This is a genomic window from Pseudomonas sp. B111 (genome assembly GCF_026428275.1).
GTDB classification, from domain to species: domain Bacteria; phylum Pseudomonadota; class Gammaproteobacteria; order Pseudomonadales; family Pseudomonadaceae; genus Pseudomonas; species Pseudomonas aeruginosa.
This window is the reverse complement of record NZ_CP097857.1, coordinates 3,571,755-3,585,133: the sequence shown is the minus strand read 5'-3', so window position 1 is coordinate 3,585,133 and position 13,379 is coordinate 3,571,755. Positions and strand designations below refer to the sequence as shown.

Sequence of the window (13,379 nt, the reverse complement as noted above, 5' to 3'; positions counted from 1 at the left end):
GAAAGCGGCATAGCCGGGATGGCCCGGCTCAGGTGCTGGCCGGGCGGTTCGGCAGGTGTTCGTAGAGGGTCCGGCAGACCCCGACGATATGTGCCTCGATCAGTGCCGCGGCCCGTTCGGCATCGCCGGCGCGACAGGCGGCGACGATCTCGCGGTGTTCCTGGTCGGCGCGCTGCTTGCCTTCGGACAGGCTCATCTGCATGCGCAGGTAACGTTCCAGCTTGTCGTGGATGGAGCGGATCAGGTTGACCAGGAACGGCCGCTGTGCCGGTTCGTAGAGACAGGCGTGCAGTTGCCAGTTGAGTTCGGCCCAGCGTCCGACGTTGTCTTCGCCGACGAAGTCGGCGCAGATCGCCTCGGCGCGGGCGAAGGTGGTCTCGTCCATGTTCGGCACCGCCAGGCGGATCGCCTGCGCCTCGAGCAGCACCCGCACTTCGAACATCTGCGCCAGTTCCGGTTCGGAAATACGCGTCACCACCGCGCCCTTGTTGCGCTGGAACAGCACCAGGCCTTCCGCTTCCAGGCGCTTGAGGGCCTCGCGGACGGGAATCTTGCTGACATTGAAGAGTTGCGCGATGTCGTCCTGGCGGATCGGTTCGTCCTCGGCGAAATGCCCGGCGATGATCGCTTCGCGCAGGTGCTTGGCGATGATCTCGGAGGCCGAAGGGGCGATGCCCAGGTTAGGGGCGTTGAGCATGGAGAGAGGCAAGCGGGGCAACCTGCGTGGCGTTGGGAACGTGCGGGATATTGTATACGAACGTTCGGCGGCTGCCGCTGCCGGTTGGCGCCTTCTGCGCAGGCGTGTTGGTCGGCTTCAGTGGGCCTCCGTGGCGCATGTTTCGCAGGGCGAAACGCTCTTCGGGAAAGTTCGGGGAGAGGCTGGACAATAGAAAATTAGCTTGCTAATAATTCGCTCGCTCATGTATTTCGGGGCGTCCGCGATGGCCAAGCCTTCCTTCTTTTCCTCCGACCTGGTGCAGGTGCTGCTGTGCCCGCGCCTGCACGAACTGCAGTTCGCGGTGAAGGCCCTGCTGGCCGGCGGGTTGGCCCTGTACCTGGCCTTCAGCCTGGAGCTGGAGCAGCCGCAATGGGCATTGATGACGGTGTTCGTGGTCAGCCAGCCCTATAGCGGCATGGTCCTGGCCAAGGGCATGTTCCGCCTGATCGGCACCTGCGCCGGTGCGCTGGTGTCCATCGGCATGGTCGCGCTCTATGGTCAGGCGTCGCTGCCCTTCCTCCTGCTGATGGCGCTCTGGCTGGCGTTCTGCACCGCCGGCGCGTCGCTGCTGCACAACCATGCGTCCTACGGTTTCGTCCTGGCCGGCTACACCGCGGCGATCGTCGCCCTGCCGGCCAGCGCCGATCCGGCGACGGTGTTCGACCAGGCGGTGGCCCGCTGCTCGGAGATCGGCCTGGGCATCCTCTGCGCGGCGCTGGTGAATGTACTGCTCTGGCCGCGGCGCCTGGAACGCCAGTTGGCGAACCAGGGCAAGGCGGCCTGGGAGGCCGGCTTGCAGGCGGCCGCGGCGGAGCTGCGCGGCGCCGACGAACGCGGCGAGCTGCTCGCGGCGCTGGGGCGGATCGCCGCGGCGGACGCCCAGCGCGACCACGCCTGGTTCGAGGGTGCGCTCGGCCGCGCCCGCTCCCAGGCCTTGCGCGTGCTAGGCCTCGACCTGCTCGGCCTGCTGCGCGCGGCGCGCAAGGTGGCTCGCGAGCGGAGGCTGCTCGATCCGGCCAGCGCGCACGCCTTGCAGCCCTGGCTGGAAGAACTCGAGGCACTGTTGCGCGAGGGCCGCCAGGCCGAGTTCGAGGCCTGCCGGCAGCGCTTGCGCCTGGCGCTGGACGCGGCGCACGGACAGTTGCACCTGTGCCTGGTCTGCCTCGAACGCCTGCTCGGCGAGGCGAGGGCGGCCGGGCGCAGCGTCGAGGCGCTGGTCTATGGCGCGCCCACCCGCCAGGCGCCGGGCGCCATCGCCTGGCACCGGGACATCGAGCGCGGCGTGCTGTTCGGCCTGCGCAGCGCCCTGGCGTTCCTCTGCGTGGCCGCGTTCTGGCTGGCCAGCGCCTGGCCGAGTGGGTTGGGCGCGGTGTCGATCACCGGCGTGGTGCTGAGTCTCTTCGCCAGCCGCGACAACCCGGCCCAGGCCGGCCTGAACTTCCTTCGCGGGATCCTCCTGTCGATCCCGCTGGCCGGCTTCGTCGCACTGTTCTACCTGCCCGGCGTGGACGGCTTCCCGCTGCTCTGCCTGGGCCTGGGCGTACCGCTGTTCTTCGCCGCGCTGTGCGTGAACCGGGCGAGCCTGGCCGGGATCGCCTCGCCGTTCTGCATCTTCTTCGTGAAGAACGTCGCGCCGAGCAACAGCATGAGCTACGACCTCGCGCACTTCCTCAACAACGCCCTGTCGACGGTGCTTGGGGTGGCCTTCGCCGTGCTGGTGTTCAACCTGGTCAGCCTGCGGCCGGGCGAACGCCATTACCGGCGCATGCTGCAGGCCACCCTCGGCGACCTGGCGCGGCTCACCCTGCGCTCGCCGGCGCAGGCCGAGGCCTGGTTCGGCGGGCGCACCGCGGATCGCCTGATCCGCCTGGCGCAGCGCTACGACCGTTTACCGGAGGGGCGCCGCCAGCCCTGGTCGGACGGCCTGATGGGACTCGACTTCGGCGACGAGCTGCTCTACCTGCGGCAGTGCCTGGAGGAGGTCCCGGCGTCCCTGGCGCAGGCCCGCGACCGCTACCTGCGGCGCCTGCGCCTGGCGCTGCTGGGCGATGGCCCGCGGGCCGAGCGTGAACACGCCCTCGACCCGCCGACCGCGCGCCTGCTCAAGGCCCTGGCCGCCAGCCCGCTGGCCGGCAGCGAACGCGGCGAGCTGGCCGGCGCCGCGCTGGTGCAGTTGCAGGCTACCTGGCGGCAGTGGTGCCGCAGCCATGCTCCGGCCGGGACGGCGCTGCGCGCGGACCCGCTCCCCGGAGCCGGGCGCTAGTTCTGCGGTGGCCGGCCACATTGACCGCGCAAGCCCCGAACCACTAAGCTGCGCGCCTTGCGACAGGTGCCCCGCAAGGGGTGAAACAGGGAAGCTGGTGCGTTCCGTCGGAACCAGGCCAGCGCTGCCCCCGCAACGGTAGGCGAATCAGACAGCCGCTCGATGACCACTGTGCTCAGGCATGGGAAGGCGCGGCTGGAAGCGTCCAGCGCTTCGCTCGCGAGCCCGGAGACCGGCCTGACGCACCCACGGCATCGCGGAGGGCGCTGTCGGACGTCTCCTGCCGTCGCTTCGTCCTCCGTCTGCCTCAACCCAGGTCGCGCGGGTGAGAGCGACGGAGCAGCGCAGAGCATGAACAGAGTTTTCCTGACCCCGGCAGCCGTGGCGCTGTGCGGCGCGTCTTCCCTGAGCCTGGCCGAACCGGTCAGCCTTGCCGACCAGGTGGTGACCGCCACCCGTACCGCCCAGACCGCTTCCCAGAGCCTGGCGGCGGTGAGCGTCATCGACCGCGAGGATATCGAGCGCAGCCAGGCGCGCAGCGTGCCGGAGCTGTTGCGCCAGGTACCCGGCGTGTCGCTGGCGAACAACGGCGGTTTCGGCAAGAACACCACGCTGTTCCTGCGCGGCACCGAGTCCGACCATGTGCTGGTGCTGATCGACGGCATCAAGGTCGGCTCGGCCAGCGCTGGCCTCACCGCGTTCCAGGACTTGCCGGTGGAGCTGATCGAGCGCATCGAGGTGGTCCGCGGGCCGCGTTCCAGCCTGTACGGCTCGGAGGCCATCGGCGGGGTGATCCAGATCTTCACCCGGCGCGGCGACGGCCAGGGCGCCAAGCCGTTCTTCTCCGCCGGCTACGGCACCCATCACACCCTGGAGGGCAGCGCCGGGGTCAGCGGCGGCGCTGGCAACGGTTGGTACAGCCTCGGGGTGAGCAGCTTCGATACGGCGGGCATCAACGCCAAGCGCGCAGGCACCTCGAGCTACGAACCAGACCGCGATGGCTATCGCAACCTGTCCGGTAACCTGCGCGGCGGCTATCGCTTCGACAATGGCCTGGAACTCGACGGCACCCTGCTCAGGGCCAAGTCGCACAACGACTATGACCAGGTTTTCGGCAACTCTGGTTTCAATACCAACGCCGACGGCGAGCAGAACCTGGTCGGCGGCCGTGCCCGCTTCACTCCGCTCGATCCCTGGCTGGTGACCCTCCAGGCCGGGCGCAGCGAGGACAAGGCCGATGCCTATCAGGATGGCCGTTTCTACTCGCGCTTCGATACCCGTCGCGACAGCCTGTCCTGGCAGAACGACCTGACCCTGGCCGAAGGCCATGTGCTGACCCTCGGCTACGACTGGCAGAAGGACGAGATCAGCAGCAGCGAAGCCTTCAGCGTCGACTCGCGGCTGAACAAAGGCTGGTTCGCCCAGTACCTCGGCCGGTACGGTCGCCAGGATTGGCAACTGAGCCTGCGCCGTGACGACAACCAGCAGTTCGGCGTGCACGACACCGGCAGCGCCGCCTGGGGCTACGCGCTGAGCGACGCGCTGCGCTTCACCGTCAGCTACGGTACGGCGTTCAAGGCGCCGACCTTCAACGAACTCTACCTCCCCGACTACGGCAATCCCGACCTGGACGCCGAGACTTCGCGCAGCCTGGAGGTCGGTCTCAGCGGTACGCACGACTGGGGGCACTGGGCGGTGAATGCCTATCGTACGGACATCGACTCGCTGATCACCTATACAACCCGTCAGGGGCTTTATGTGCCGTTCAACATCGACGAAGCGCGCATCCGTGGCGTCGAACTGGTCCTCGGCAGCCAGTGGCTGGGCTGGGACTGGAACGCCAACGCGACCTTCCTCGACCCGCAAAACCGTTCCGGCGGCGTCAACGACGGCAACGAACTGCCGCGCCGGGCGCAGCGGATGTTCAACCTGGAACTGGACCGGCGCTTCGAGCGTCTTTCGCTGGGCGCCAGCGTGCACGCCGAAGGCCGACGCTATGATGACCCGGCCAACGAGGTGCGCCTGGGCGGCTACGCCACCCTCGACCTGCGCAGCGAGTACCGGCTGAACGACGAATGGCGCCTGCAGGGCCGGATCGCCAACCTGTTCGGTGCCGACTACGAAACCGCGTATGGCTACAACCAGCCTGGCCAGGCGGTCTACCTCAGCGTGCGCTACCAGGCCCTGTGAGGCCGGGTATTTCGAATGAACGAGGCGACGGCGCGGCCGCGTCGCCGCAAGGAGTGATCGACGATGAACGAATCCCCCGAGAAGGACCAGCGCCACCGCGAGCGGATGGAGCGCAAGAAGGCCGTGGTCGACGAGAAGATCGCCCAGGCCCGCGATGAACGCGGCGTGCTCCTGGTGCATAGCGGCAACGGCAAGGGCAAGAGCAGCTCGGCCTTCGGCATGGTCGCGCGGGCCCTGGGCCATGGCATGAAGGTCGGTGTCGTGCAGTTCATCAAGGGCGCCGCCAGCACCGGCGAGGAAGCCTTCTTCCGGCGCTTCCCCGAGGAAGTCAGCTATCACGTGATGGGCGAGGGCTTCACCTGGGAGACCCAGGACCGCCAGCGCGACATCGCCAAGGCCGAGGCGGCCTGGAAGGTCGCCGCGCAATTGCTGGCCGACCCGGACGTTGGCCTGGTGGTGCTGGACGAACTGAACATCGCCCTCAAGCACGGCTACCTGGAACTGGACAGGGTCCTCGCCGACATCCAGGCGCGCCCGGCCATGCAGCATGTGGTGGTGACCGGTCGCGGCGCGCAGCCGGGGATGATCGAGGCCGCCGACACGGTGACCGAGATGAGCCTGGTCAAGCACGCGTTCAAGGCCGGGATCAAGGCGCAGAAAGGAGTGGAGTTCTGATGCCGGCGCCATGCGCGGAGACGCTTCGCCCATGACCCAGGCACGCTGTCCGGCCCTGCTGATCGCCGCCCCGGCCTCCGGCCAGGGCAAGACCACCGTCACCGCCGCTCTGGCCCGCCTGCATGCGCGCCAGGGGCGACGGGTGCGGGTGTTCAAGTGCGGACCGGACTTCCTCGACCCGATGATTCTCGCTCGCGCCTCCGGCGCGCCGGTCTACCAGCTCGACCTGTGGATGGTCGGCGAGGCCGAAGCGCGACGCCTGCTGGCGCGGGCCGCCGGCGAGGCCGACCTGATCCTCATCGAAGGGGTGATGGGCCTGTTCGATGGCAACCCCTCGGCGGCAGACCTGGCGCGGCGTTTCGGCGTGCCGGTGCTGGGGGTGATCAACGGCGCGGCGATGGCCCAGACCTTCGGCGCCCTGGCCTACGGACTGGCGCATTTCCAGCCGGACCTGCCGTTTTCCGGAGTGCTCGGCAACCGCGTCGGCAGCCAGCGCCACAGCGACATCCTGCGCGATTGCCTGCCGCCCGGCATGCGCTGGTTCGGCGGCCTGCCGCGCTCGGCCGAATTCGAATTGCCGAGCCGCCACCTGGGCCTGGTCCAGGCCGAGGAACTGGCCGATCTCGATGTGCGCCTGGACGCCGCCGCCGACGCCTTGCGGGCCAGCGCCGAGACCGACCTGCCGGAGCCGGTGACCTTCGAGGTGCCCGCTCCGGCGCCGCTGCAACGCAGCCTGGAAGGCGTGCGCATCGGCGTGGCTCGCGATGCCTCGTTCGCCTTCCTCTACCAGGCCAATCTCGACCTGCTGCGCGAACTCGGCGCCGAACTGGCGTTCTTCTCGCCGCTGCAGGACCAGGCGTTGCCCGCCGTGGACAGCCTGTACCTGCCGGGCGGCTATCCCGAACTGCACCTGGGGCGCCTGCAGGGCAATCGCGCCATGGCCGAGGCGATCCGAGCCCACCATGCCGCCGGCAAGCCGCTGCTGGCCGAGTGCGGCGGCATGCTCTACCTGCTCGACTGCCTGGAAGACGCCGACGGCGAGCGCGGCGAACTGCTCGGCCTGCTGCCGGGCCGGGCGCGCCTGCAGAAGCGCTTGACCGCCCTGGCTTTGCAGGAGGTCGAGCTGCCGGAAGGGCGGCTGCGCGGTCATACCTTCCATCACTCGACCCTCGACTGCGCCGTCGAGCCTCTGGCCCGGGGCGTCTGCCCGAACGGCCGGAACACGGCGGAGGCGGTGTTCCGTCTTGGCCGGCTGACGGCTTCCTATATCCATTTCTACCTGCCTTCCAACCCGCAGGCCGCCGCTGCGTTGCTGGCGCCCGCGCGAGACGCCGACTGACATGTCCGATTCTTCCCACGCCTTCAGCGCCACGGAACGCGCCGCCGTCTACCGGGCCATCGCCGAGCGCCGCGACATGCGCCACTTCAGCGGCGGCAGCGTGGCGCCGGAGCTGCTCGCGCGGCTGCTGGAGGCCGCACACCAGGCGCCCAGCGTCGGCCTGATGCAACCCTGGCGCTTCATCCGTATCACCGAGCCGGCGTTGCGGCGGGCCATCCACGGGCTGGTCGAGGAGGAACGCGGACGCACCGCCGAAGCCCTCGGCGAGCGCTCCGACGAGTTCATGCGGCTCAAGGTCGAGGGCGTGCTGGATTGCGCCGAACTGCTGGTCGCCGCCCTGATGGACGACCGCGAACGCCATGTGTTCGGTCGCCGGACCCTGCCGCAGATGGACCTGGCGTCGCTCGCCTGCGCGATCCAGAACCTCTGGCTGGCCAGTCGCGCCGAGGGCCTGGGGCTGGGCTGGGTATCGCTGTTCGATCCGGCCGCGCTGGGCGAGTTGCTCGGCCTGCCGCCCGGCAGCGAGGCGGTGGCGGTGCTCTGCCTGGGCCCGGTGGCGGAGTTCTACCCGGCGCCGATGCTGGCGCTGGAGGGTTGGAGCGAACCGCGTCCGCTGGCCGAGCTGGTCTACCAGAACCGTTGGGGCGAGCGAGCATGAGCGCACTGCTGGGTATCCTCGGCGTGGTGCTGGATGCGCGCTTCGGCGAGCCGCAGGGCTGGCACCCGCTGGTCGCCTTCGGCCGCCTGGCCGACCGCCTGGAGCGCCGTTTCAACCGCTCGCGCCTGGCCGGCGAGGGCGATCCCGGGGTCGGCTGGCGCAGCCACGGGGTGACCGCCTGGGTCCTCGCGGTACTGCCGCTGACCCTGCTGGCCTGGGCGCTCGCTGAACTTCCCTACCTCGGCTGGCTGGTCCAGGCCCTGGCGCTGTACGCCGCGCTCGGCCTGCGTAGCCTCGGCGAGCACGCCGAACCGGTGGCGCTGGCCTTGCGCGCCGGCGACCTGGACGAGGCGCGGCGATGTGTCGGCTACCTGGTCAGCCGCGATACCCGCGAACTGGACCAGGCCGGGGTCGCCCGCGCGGCCACCGAATCGGTACTGGAGAACGGCAGCGACGCGGTTTACGCCGCGCTGTTCTGGTTCGCCGTGGCCGGCGCGCCGGGGGTGGTGCTGTATCGCCTGAGCAATACCCTGGACGCGATGTGGGGCTACCGCAACGCGCGCTTCGAGCGCTTCGGCTGGGCCGCGGCGAAGATCGACGACATCCTCAACTACCTGCCGGCGCGGCTGGTGGCGCTGACCTACGCGCTGCTCGGCGGCACCCGCCAGGCCCTGCGCTGCTGGCGCGAGCAGGCGCCGCAATGGGACAGCCCCAACGCCGGCCCGGTGATGGCCGCCGGCGCCGGTGCGCTGGGGGTTTCCCTGGGCGGCGCGGCGATCTACCACGGCGAGCTGCACCAGCGGCCGCTCCTCGGCAGCGGCCCGCAGCCGCAGGGCCGCGACATCTATCGGGCCCTGGCGCTGGTGCGCCAGGGCGTGCTGCTCTGGCTGCTGGTGCTGGCCGGACTCTGGGCCATGGGGTGGCTGCATGCTTGAACACGGAGGGCGGTTGCGCGAGGCGGCGCGCCGCTACGACATTCCGCTGGCGGACTGGCTGGACCTGTCCACCGGCATCGCGCCCTGGCCGTTTCCGCTGCCGGCGATCCCCGAGCAGGCCTGGACCCGCCTGCCGGAGAGCGACGACGGCCTGGAAGCCGCCGCCTGCCTCTACTACGGCGCCGAACGGGTATTGCCGCTGGCCGGCAGCCAGGCGGCGATCCAGGCCCTGCCAAGGTTGCGGCGGGGCGGGCGGGTCGGCGTCCTGTCGCCGTGCTATGCCGAGCACGCCCACGCCTGGCGCCAGGCCGGGCACCTGGTGCGGGAGATCGGCGAGGCCGAGGTCGAGCCCTATCTCGACAGCCTCGACGTGCTGCTGGTGGTCAACCCGAACAACCCCACCGGGCGGGTCTTCGAGCCCGCCGAGTTGCTGGCCTGGCATGCCCGCCTGCAACGTCGCGGCGGCTGGCTGCTGGTCGACGAGGCGTTCATGGACTGCACCCCGCAGTCGAGCCTGGCGGCCTGCAGCAACCGGCCCGGATTGATCGTGCTGCGCTCGTTCGGCAAGTTCTTCGGCCTGGCCGGCGCGCGGCTCGGCTTCGCCCTCGGCGAACGGCCGCTGTTGCAGGCGCTGGCCGAGCAGCTCGGTCCGTGGACGGTCAATGGCCCGGTGCGCCATGTGGCCCAGAGCGCCTTGCGCGACCGCCAGCAACAGCGCCAGCAGCGCGAGCGCCTGCTGGCCGCCAGCCAGCGCCTGGAGGAACTGCTGCGCCGCCACGGCTGGCCGCCGGCGGGCGGCAGCGCGCTGTTCCAGCGCCTGGTCGATCCACGCTGCGCGGCGTTGCACGACTACCTGGCGCGGCGCGGCATCCTCACACGCCAGTTCGAGCAGCCGGCCAGCCTGCGCCTCGGCCTGCCCGCCGACGAGGCCGCCTGGGCCCGGCTCGATGCCGCGCTGCTCGGCTTCAAGGAGCCTGCTCATGAGTGATCGCGGGCGGACCCTGATGGTCCAGGGCACCACCTCGGACGCCGGCAAGAGCACCCTGGTGACCGCGCTGTGCCGCTGGCTGGCCCGGCGCGGCGTCGCGGTGGTGCCGTTCAAGCCGCAGAACATGGCGCTGAACAGCGCGGTCACCGCCGACGGCGGCGAGATCGGCCGCGCCCAGGCGGTCCAGGCCCAGGCCTGCCGGCTGGCGCCGCACACCGACATGAACCCGGTGCTGCTCAAGCCGAACACCGATATCGGCGCCCAGGTGATCATCCATGGCCGCGCGGTGACCAGCATGGACGCCGCCGCCTACCACGACTACAAGCGCGTGGCGATGGAAGCGGTGCTGGCTTCCCATGGGCGGCTCGCCGCCGCCTACCGGGTGGTGATGGTGGAGGGCGCCGGCTCGCCGGCGGAGATCAACCTGCGCGCCAACGACATCGCCAACATGGGCTTCGCCGAAGCGGTGGATTGCCCGGTGATCCTGGTCGCCGATATCGACCGCGGCGGGGTCTTCGCCCACCTGGTCGGCACCCTGGAACTGCTCTCCGACTCGGAGCGGGAGCGGGTCAAGGGCTTCGTCATCAATCGCTTCCGCGGCGACATCGCCCTGCTGCAACCCGGCCTCGACTGGCTGGAGGCGCGCACCGGCAAGCCGGTGCTCGGCGTGCTGCCCTATGTCAGCGACCTGCACCTGGAGGCGGAGGACGCCATCGACACGCGCCAGGCGGCCAAGGTCGGGCCGCGCCTGAAGGTGGTGGTGCCGGTGCTGCCGAGGATCAGCAACCACACCGATTTCGATCCGCTGCGCCTGCACCCCCAGGTCGAGTTGAGCTTCGTCGGCCCCGGCCAGGCGCTGCCGTCGGCGGACCTGATCGTCCTGCCCGGCTCGAAGAGCGTGCGCGCCGACCTCGCGGCGCTGCGCGAGCGTGGCTGGGACGAGGCGATCCTCCGTCACCTGCGCTACGGCGGTCGCCTGCTGGGGATCTGCGGCGGCCTGCAGATGCTCGGCGAGCGCCTGCACGATCCGCTCGGCCTGGAAGGCGCGGCCGGCAGCAGCGCTGGCCTCGGCCTGCTGGCGTTGGAAACGACCCTGGAGGCGGACAAGCAATTGCGCAACGTACAGGGCCGCCTGAGCCTGGAGGACGCGCCGCTGTCGGGCTACGAGATCCATGCCGGGGTCACCCGTGGCGAGGCCCTGGCGCGGCCGGCGGTGGTGCTCGACGATGGCCGCGCGGATGGTGCCCGCAGCGTCGACGGGCACGTCATGGGCACCTACCTGCACGGCCTGTTCGAATCCACCGCGGCCTGTTCGGCGCTGCTGCGCTGGGCCGGCCTGCGCGAGGTCCAGGCGGTGGACTACCAGGCCTTGCGCGAACGCGACATCGAGCGGCTCGCCGACCTGGTCGAGCGCCACCTGGATACCGGGCGATTGCTCGCCCTCTGCGGAGAACCCCATGCGTGACCTGATCCTTGGCGGCGCCCGTTCCGGCAAGAGCCGCCTGGCCGAGCGCCTGGCCGCCGAGAGTGGGCTGGCGGTGAGCTACATCGCCACCGCCCAGGCCGGCGACGGCGAAATGGGCCGGCGCATCGCCGAGCACCGCGCGCGCCGCCCGGCCCACTGGCGAACCCTGGAGGAGCCTCTGGCGCTGGCGGCGACGCTGCGCAGCGAGGCCGAGCCCGGACGCTGCCTGCTGGTCGACTGCCTGACCCTGTGGCTGACCAACCTGCTGCTCTGCGACGATCCCCAGCGTCTCGACGGCGAGCGCGAGGCGCTGCTGGAATGTCTCGGCGCGCTGCCGGGACGGATCATCCTGGTCAGCAACGAAACCGGGCTCGGCGTGGTGCCGCTGGGCGAACTCAGCCGGCGCTACGTCGACGAGGCCGGCTGGCTGCACCAGGCCATCGCCGAACGCTGCGAGCGGGTGACCTTCACCGTCGCCGGCCTGCCCATGCCGTTGAAAGGAGAACCGCTATGAGTCTGCAATGGTGGCGCGACACCTGCCGCGAGGCGGATCCGCAGATGCGCCGGCGCGCGGCCGAACGCCAGGACCTGTTGACCAAGCCGCGCGGCTCGCTGGGCCGCCTGGAGCAGGTGGCGATCGACCTGGCGGCGTTGCAGGGGCGCGAACGACCGAGCCTGGAGAGGCTCTGGGTGACGGTCTTCGCCGGCGACCACGGGGTAGTCGCCGAGGGCATCTCGGCCTATCCGCAGGCGGTCACCGGCGAGATGCTGCGCAACTTCGTCCGCGGCGGCGCGGCGATCAGCGTGCTGGCGCGCGAACTCGGCGCCGGCCTGGAGGTGGTCGACCTGGGCACCGCCGTCCCCCTGGAAGCCTTGCCCGGCGTGCGCCACCTGCGCCTGGCGGCGGGTACCGCGAACTTCGTCGAGGCCCCGGCGATGGGCGCCGAACAGTGCCTGCTGGCGCTCGAGGCCGGGCGCGAAAGCGTGCGCCGCGCCGAGCAGGCCGGCAGCCAGCTGTTCATCGGCGGCGAGATGGGCATCGGCAATACCACCGCGGCGGCGGCCATGGCCTGCGCGCTGCTGGATGCGCCGGTGAGCGCGCTGGTCGGGCCGGGAACCGGGCTGGACGCCAGCGGCGTGGCGCACAAGACCGCGGTGATCGAGCGCGCCCTGGCCCTGCACGGCGCCCATCGCGCCGACCCCTTCGAAACCCTCCGCCGTCTCGGTGGGCTGGAGATCGCCGCGCTGGCCGGCGCCTACCTGGCCTGCGCGCAGAAAGGCATGGTCGCCCTGGTCGACGGCTACATCTGCAGCGTCGCGGCGCTCTGCGCGGTGCGCCTGAACCCGGCCTGCCGCGACTGGCTGCTGTTCGCCCACAGTGGTGCCGAGCCGGGCCATCGGCATGTGCTCGAAGCCCTGGCGGCGCAACCGCTGCTCGACCTCGGCCTGCGCCTGGGCGAGGGCAGCGGCGCGGCGCTGGCAGTGCCGCTGCTGCGCCAGGCCTGCGCGCTGCACGCGGGGATGGCGACCTTCGCCGAAGCGGCGGTCTCGGACCGCCCGGCATGAGCCTGCGCCTGGACCTCCTGCGGCATGGCGAAACCGAGTCCGGCGGCGGTTTCCGCGGCAGCCTCGACGACGCCTTGACCGCGCGTGGCTGGGCGCAGATGCGCACGGCGGTGGAAGGCGGACGCTGGGACCTGCTGGTCAGCTCGCCATTGCAACGTTGCCGCGCCTTCGCCGAGGAACTGGCGCAGCGCCAGGGGATCGAGCTGGAACTGGAAAACGATCTGCGCGAACTGCATTTCGGCGCTTGGGAGGGGCGCTCGGCGGCCAGCCTGATGGACGGCCACAGCGAGGCGCTCGGCCGCTTCTGGGCCGATCCCTACGCCTTTACCCCGCCGGGCGGCGAGCCGCTGTCCGAGTTCGAGGCGCGGGTGCTGGCCGCCCAGCGACGCCTGCGCCAGCGTCATGCCGGCCGTCGTGTGCTGCTGGTGACCCATGGCGGCGTCATCCGTCTGTTGCTCGCTCGCGCCCGTGGCCTGCCGCGCGAGCACTTGCTGCAGGTGGACGTCGGTCATGGCGCACTGTTCGGCCTGCGCGCCGGAGAGGGCGACGATCGCTGGCACGAATGCCGGGAAGGGGAATAGT

12 protein-coding genes and 1 riboswitch are annotated in these 13,379 nt (G+C 70.8%); of the genes, 11 read left to right on the top strand and 1 reads right to left on the bottom strand.

Annotated features, from left to right (window positions below; genetic code table 11):
* Positions 1-28: 28 nt before the first annotated feature.
* Positions 29-697, bottom strand: coding sequence for a GntR family transcriptional regulator (locus M6E97_RS16610; RefSeq protein WP_003086767.1), 669 nt, complete (start codon positions 695-697; stop codon positions 29-31).
* A 244-nt stretch (positions 698-941) separates the two neighbouring features.
* On the opposite strand from M6E97_RS16610, the gene M6E97_RS16605 reads away from it, so the two are divergent.
* From M6E97_RS16605 to cobC, 11 genes are all read left to right on the top strand, one after another.
* Entirely contained in the window at positions 942-2,981 is a 2,040-nt protein-coding gene (locus M6E97_RS16605) for an FUSC family protein (protein WP_003123102.1), read from the top strand.
* Between the two features lie 47 nt (positions 2,982-3,028).
* A riboswitch (cobalamin riboswitch) is annotated at positions 3,029-3,237 on the top strand.
* 95 nt (positions 3,238-3,332) lie between these two features.
* Positions 3,333-5,171: a TonB-dependent vitamin B12 receptor gene (gene btuB / locus M6E97_RS16600; RefSeq protein ID WP_003133505.1), complete on the top strand. Its 1,839-nt coding sequence runs from the start codon at positions 3,333-3,335 to the stop codon at positions 5,169-5,171.
* Between the two features lie 63 nt (positions 5,172-5,234).
* The gene (gene cobO, locus M6E97_RS16595; RefSeq protein WP_003086769.1) at positions 5,235-5,846 is read left to right on the top strand and encodes a cob(I)yrinic acid a,c-diamide adenosyltransferase; all 612 of its coding nucleotides are present in this window, start codon (positions 5,235-5,237) and stop codon (positions 5,844-5,846) included.
* 31 nt (positions 5,847-5,877) lie between these two features.
* Positions 5,878-7,185, top strand: a complete 1,308-nt coding sequence (locus M6E97_RS16590; protein WP_003086772.1) for a cobyrinate a,c-diamide synthase — start codon at positions 5,878-5,880, stop codon at positions 7,183-7,185.
* A gap of 1 nt (position 7,186) precedes the next feature.
* Positions 7,187-7,843, top strand: a complete 657-nt coding sequence (gene bluB / locus M6E97_RS16585) for a 5,6-dimethylbenzimidazole synthase (RefSeq protein WP_019485939.1) — start codon at positions 7,187-7,189, stop codon at positions 7,841-7,843.
* Positions 7,840-8,778, top strand: coding sequence for an adenosylcobinamide-phosphate synthase CbiB (cbiB, locus tag M6E97_RS16580; RefSeq protein ID WP_009876116.1), 939 nt, complete (start codon positions 7,840-7,842; stop codon positions 8,776-8,778). The genes bluB and cbiB overlap by 4 nt, the downstream gene beginning before the upstream one ends.
* Positions 8,771-9,766: a threonine-phosphate decarboxylase CobD gene (cobD, locus tag M6E97_RS16575; RefSeq protein ID WP_003133501.1), complete on the top strand. Its 996-nt coding sequence runs from the start codon at positions 8,771-8,773 to the stop codon at positions 9,764-9,766. The genes cbiB and cobD overlap by 8 nt, the downstream gene beginning before the upstream one ends.
* The gene (locus M6E97_RS16570) at positions 9,759-11,231 is read left to right on the top strand and encodes a cobyric acid synthase (RefSeq protein WP_019484512.1); all 1,473 of its coding nucleotides are present in this window, start codon (positions 9,759-9,761) and stop codon (positions 11,229-11,231) included. The genes cobD and M6E97_RS16570 overlap by 8 nt, the downstream gene beginning before the upstream one ends.
* A complete protein-coding gene (cobU, locus tag M6E97_RS16565) occupies positions 11,224-11,745 on the top strand; it encodes a bifunctional adenosylcobinamide kinase/adenosylcobinamide-phosphate guanylyltransferase (RefSeq protein WP_019484513.1) in 522 nt (173 codons plus the stop codon). Before M6E97_RS16570 ends, cobU begins: the two co-directional genes overlap by 8 nt.
* Positions 11,742-12,797, top strand: a complete 1,056-nt coding sequence (gene cobT, locus M6E97_RS16560) for a nicotinate-nucleotide--dimethylbenzimidazole phosphoribosyltransferase (protein ID WP_033938940.1) — start codon at positions 11,742-11,744, stop codon at positions 12,795-12,797. Before cobU ends, cobT begins: the two co-directional genes overlap by 4 nt.
* Positions 12,794-13,378 carry an alpha-ribazole phosphatase family protein gene (gene cobC, locus M6E97_RS16555; RefSeq protein WP_003086784.1) on the top strand — a complete coding sequence of 195 codons (585 nt, stop codon included), beginning with the start codon at positions 12,794-12,796 and terminating at the stop codon, positions 13,376-13,378. The genes cobT and cobC overlap by 4 nt, the downstream gene beginning before the upstream one ends.
* Position 13,379: the final 1 nt, after the last annotated feature.

What these genes read in the sequence shown, in the direction of transcription:
- M6E97_RS16610 (WP_003086767.1), bottom strand. Translation starts at nt 697, where the DNA reads ATGCTCAACGCCCCTAACCTGGGCATCGCCCCTTCGGCCTCCGAGATC.
- M6E97_RS16605 (WP_003123102.1), top strand. Translation starts at nt 942, where the DNA reads ATGGCCAAGCCTTCCTTCTTTTCCTCCGACCTGGTGCAGGTGCTGCTG.
- btuB (WP_003133505.1), top strand. Translation starts at nt 3,333, where the DNA reads ATGAACAGAGTTTTCCTGACCCCGGCAGCCGTGGCGCTGTGCGGCGCG.
- cobO (WP_003086769.1), top strand. Translation starts at nt 5,235, where the DNA reads ATGAACGAATCCCCCGAGAAGGACCAGCGCCACCGCGAGCGGATGGAG.
- M6E97_RS16590 (WP_003086772.1), top strand. Translation starts at nt 5,878, where the DNA reads ATGACCCAGGCACGCTGTCCGGCCCTGCTGATCGCCGCCCCGGCCTCC.
- bluB (WP_019485939.1), top strand. Translation starts at nt 7,187, where the DNA reads ATGTCCGATTCTTCCCACGCCTTCAGCGCCACGGAACGCGCCGCCGTC.
- cbiB (WP_009876116.1), top strand. Translation starts at nt 7,840, where the DNA reads ATGAGCGCACTGCTGGGTATCCTCGGCGTGGTGCTGGATGCGCGCTTC.
- cobD (WP_003133501.1), top strand. Translation starts at nt 8,771, where the DNA reads ATGCTTGAACACGGAGGGCGGTTGCGCGAGGCGGCGCGCCGCTACGAC.
- M6E97_RS16570 (WP_019484512.1), top strand. Translation starts at nt 9,759, where the DNA reads ATGAGTGATCGCGGGCGGACCCTGATGGTCCAGGGCACCACCTCGGAC.
- cobU (WP_019484513.1), top strand. Translation starts at nt 11,224, where the DNA reads ATGCGTGACCTGATCCTTGGCGGCGCCCGTTCCGGCAAGAGCCGCCTG.
- cobT (WP_033938940.1), top strand. Translation starts at nt 11,742, where the DNA reads ATGAGTCTGCAATGGTGGCGCGACACCTGCCGCGAGGCGGATCCGCAG.
- cobC (WP_003086784.1), top strand. Translation starts at nt 12,794, where the DNA reads ATGAGCCTGCGCCTGGACCTCCTGCGGCATGGCGAAACCGAGTCCGGC.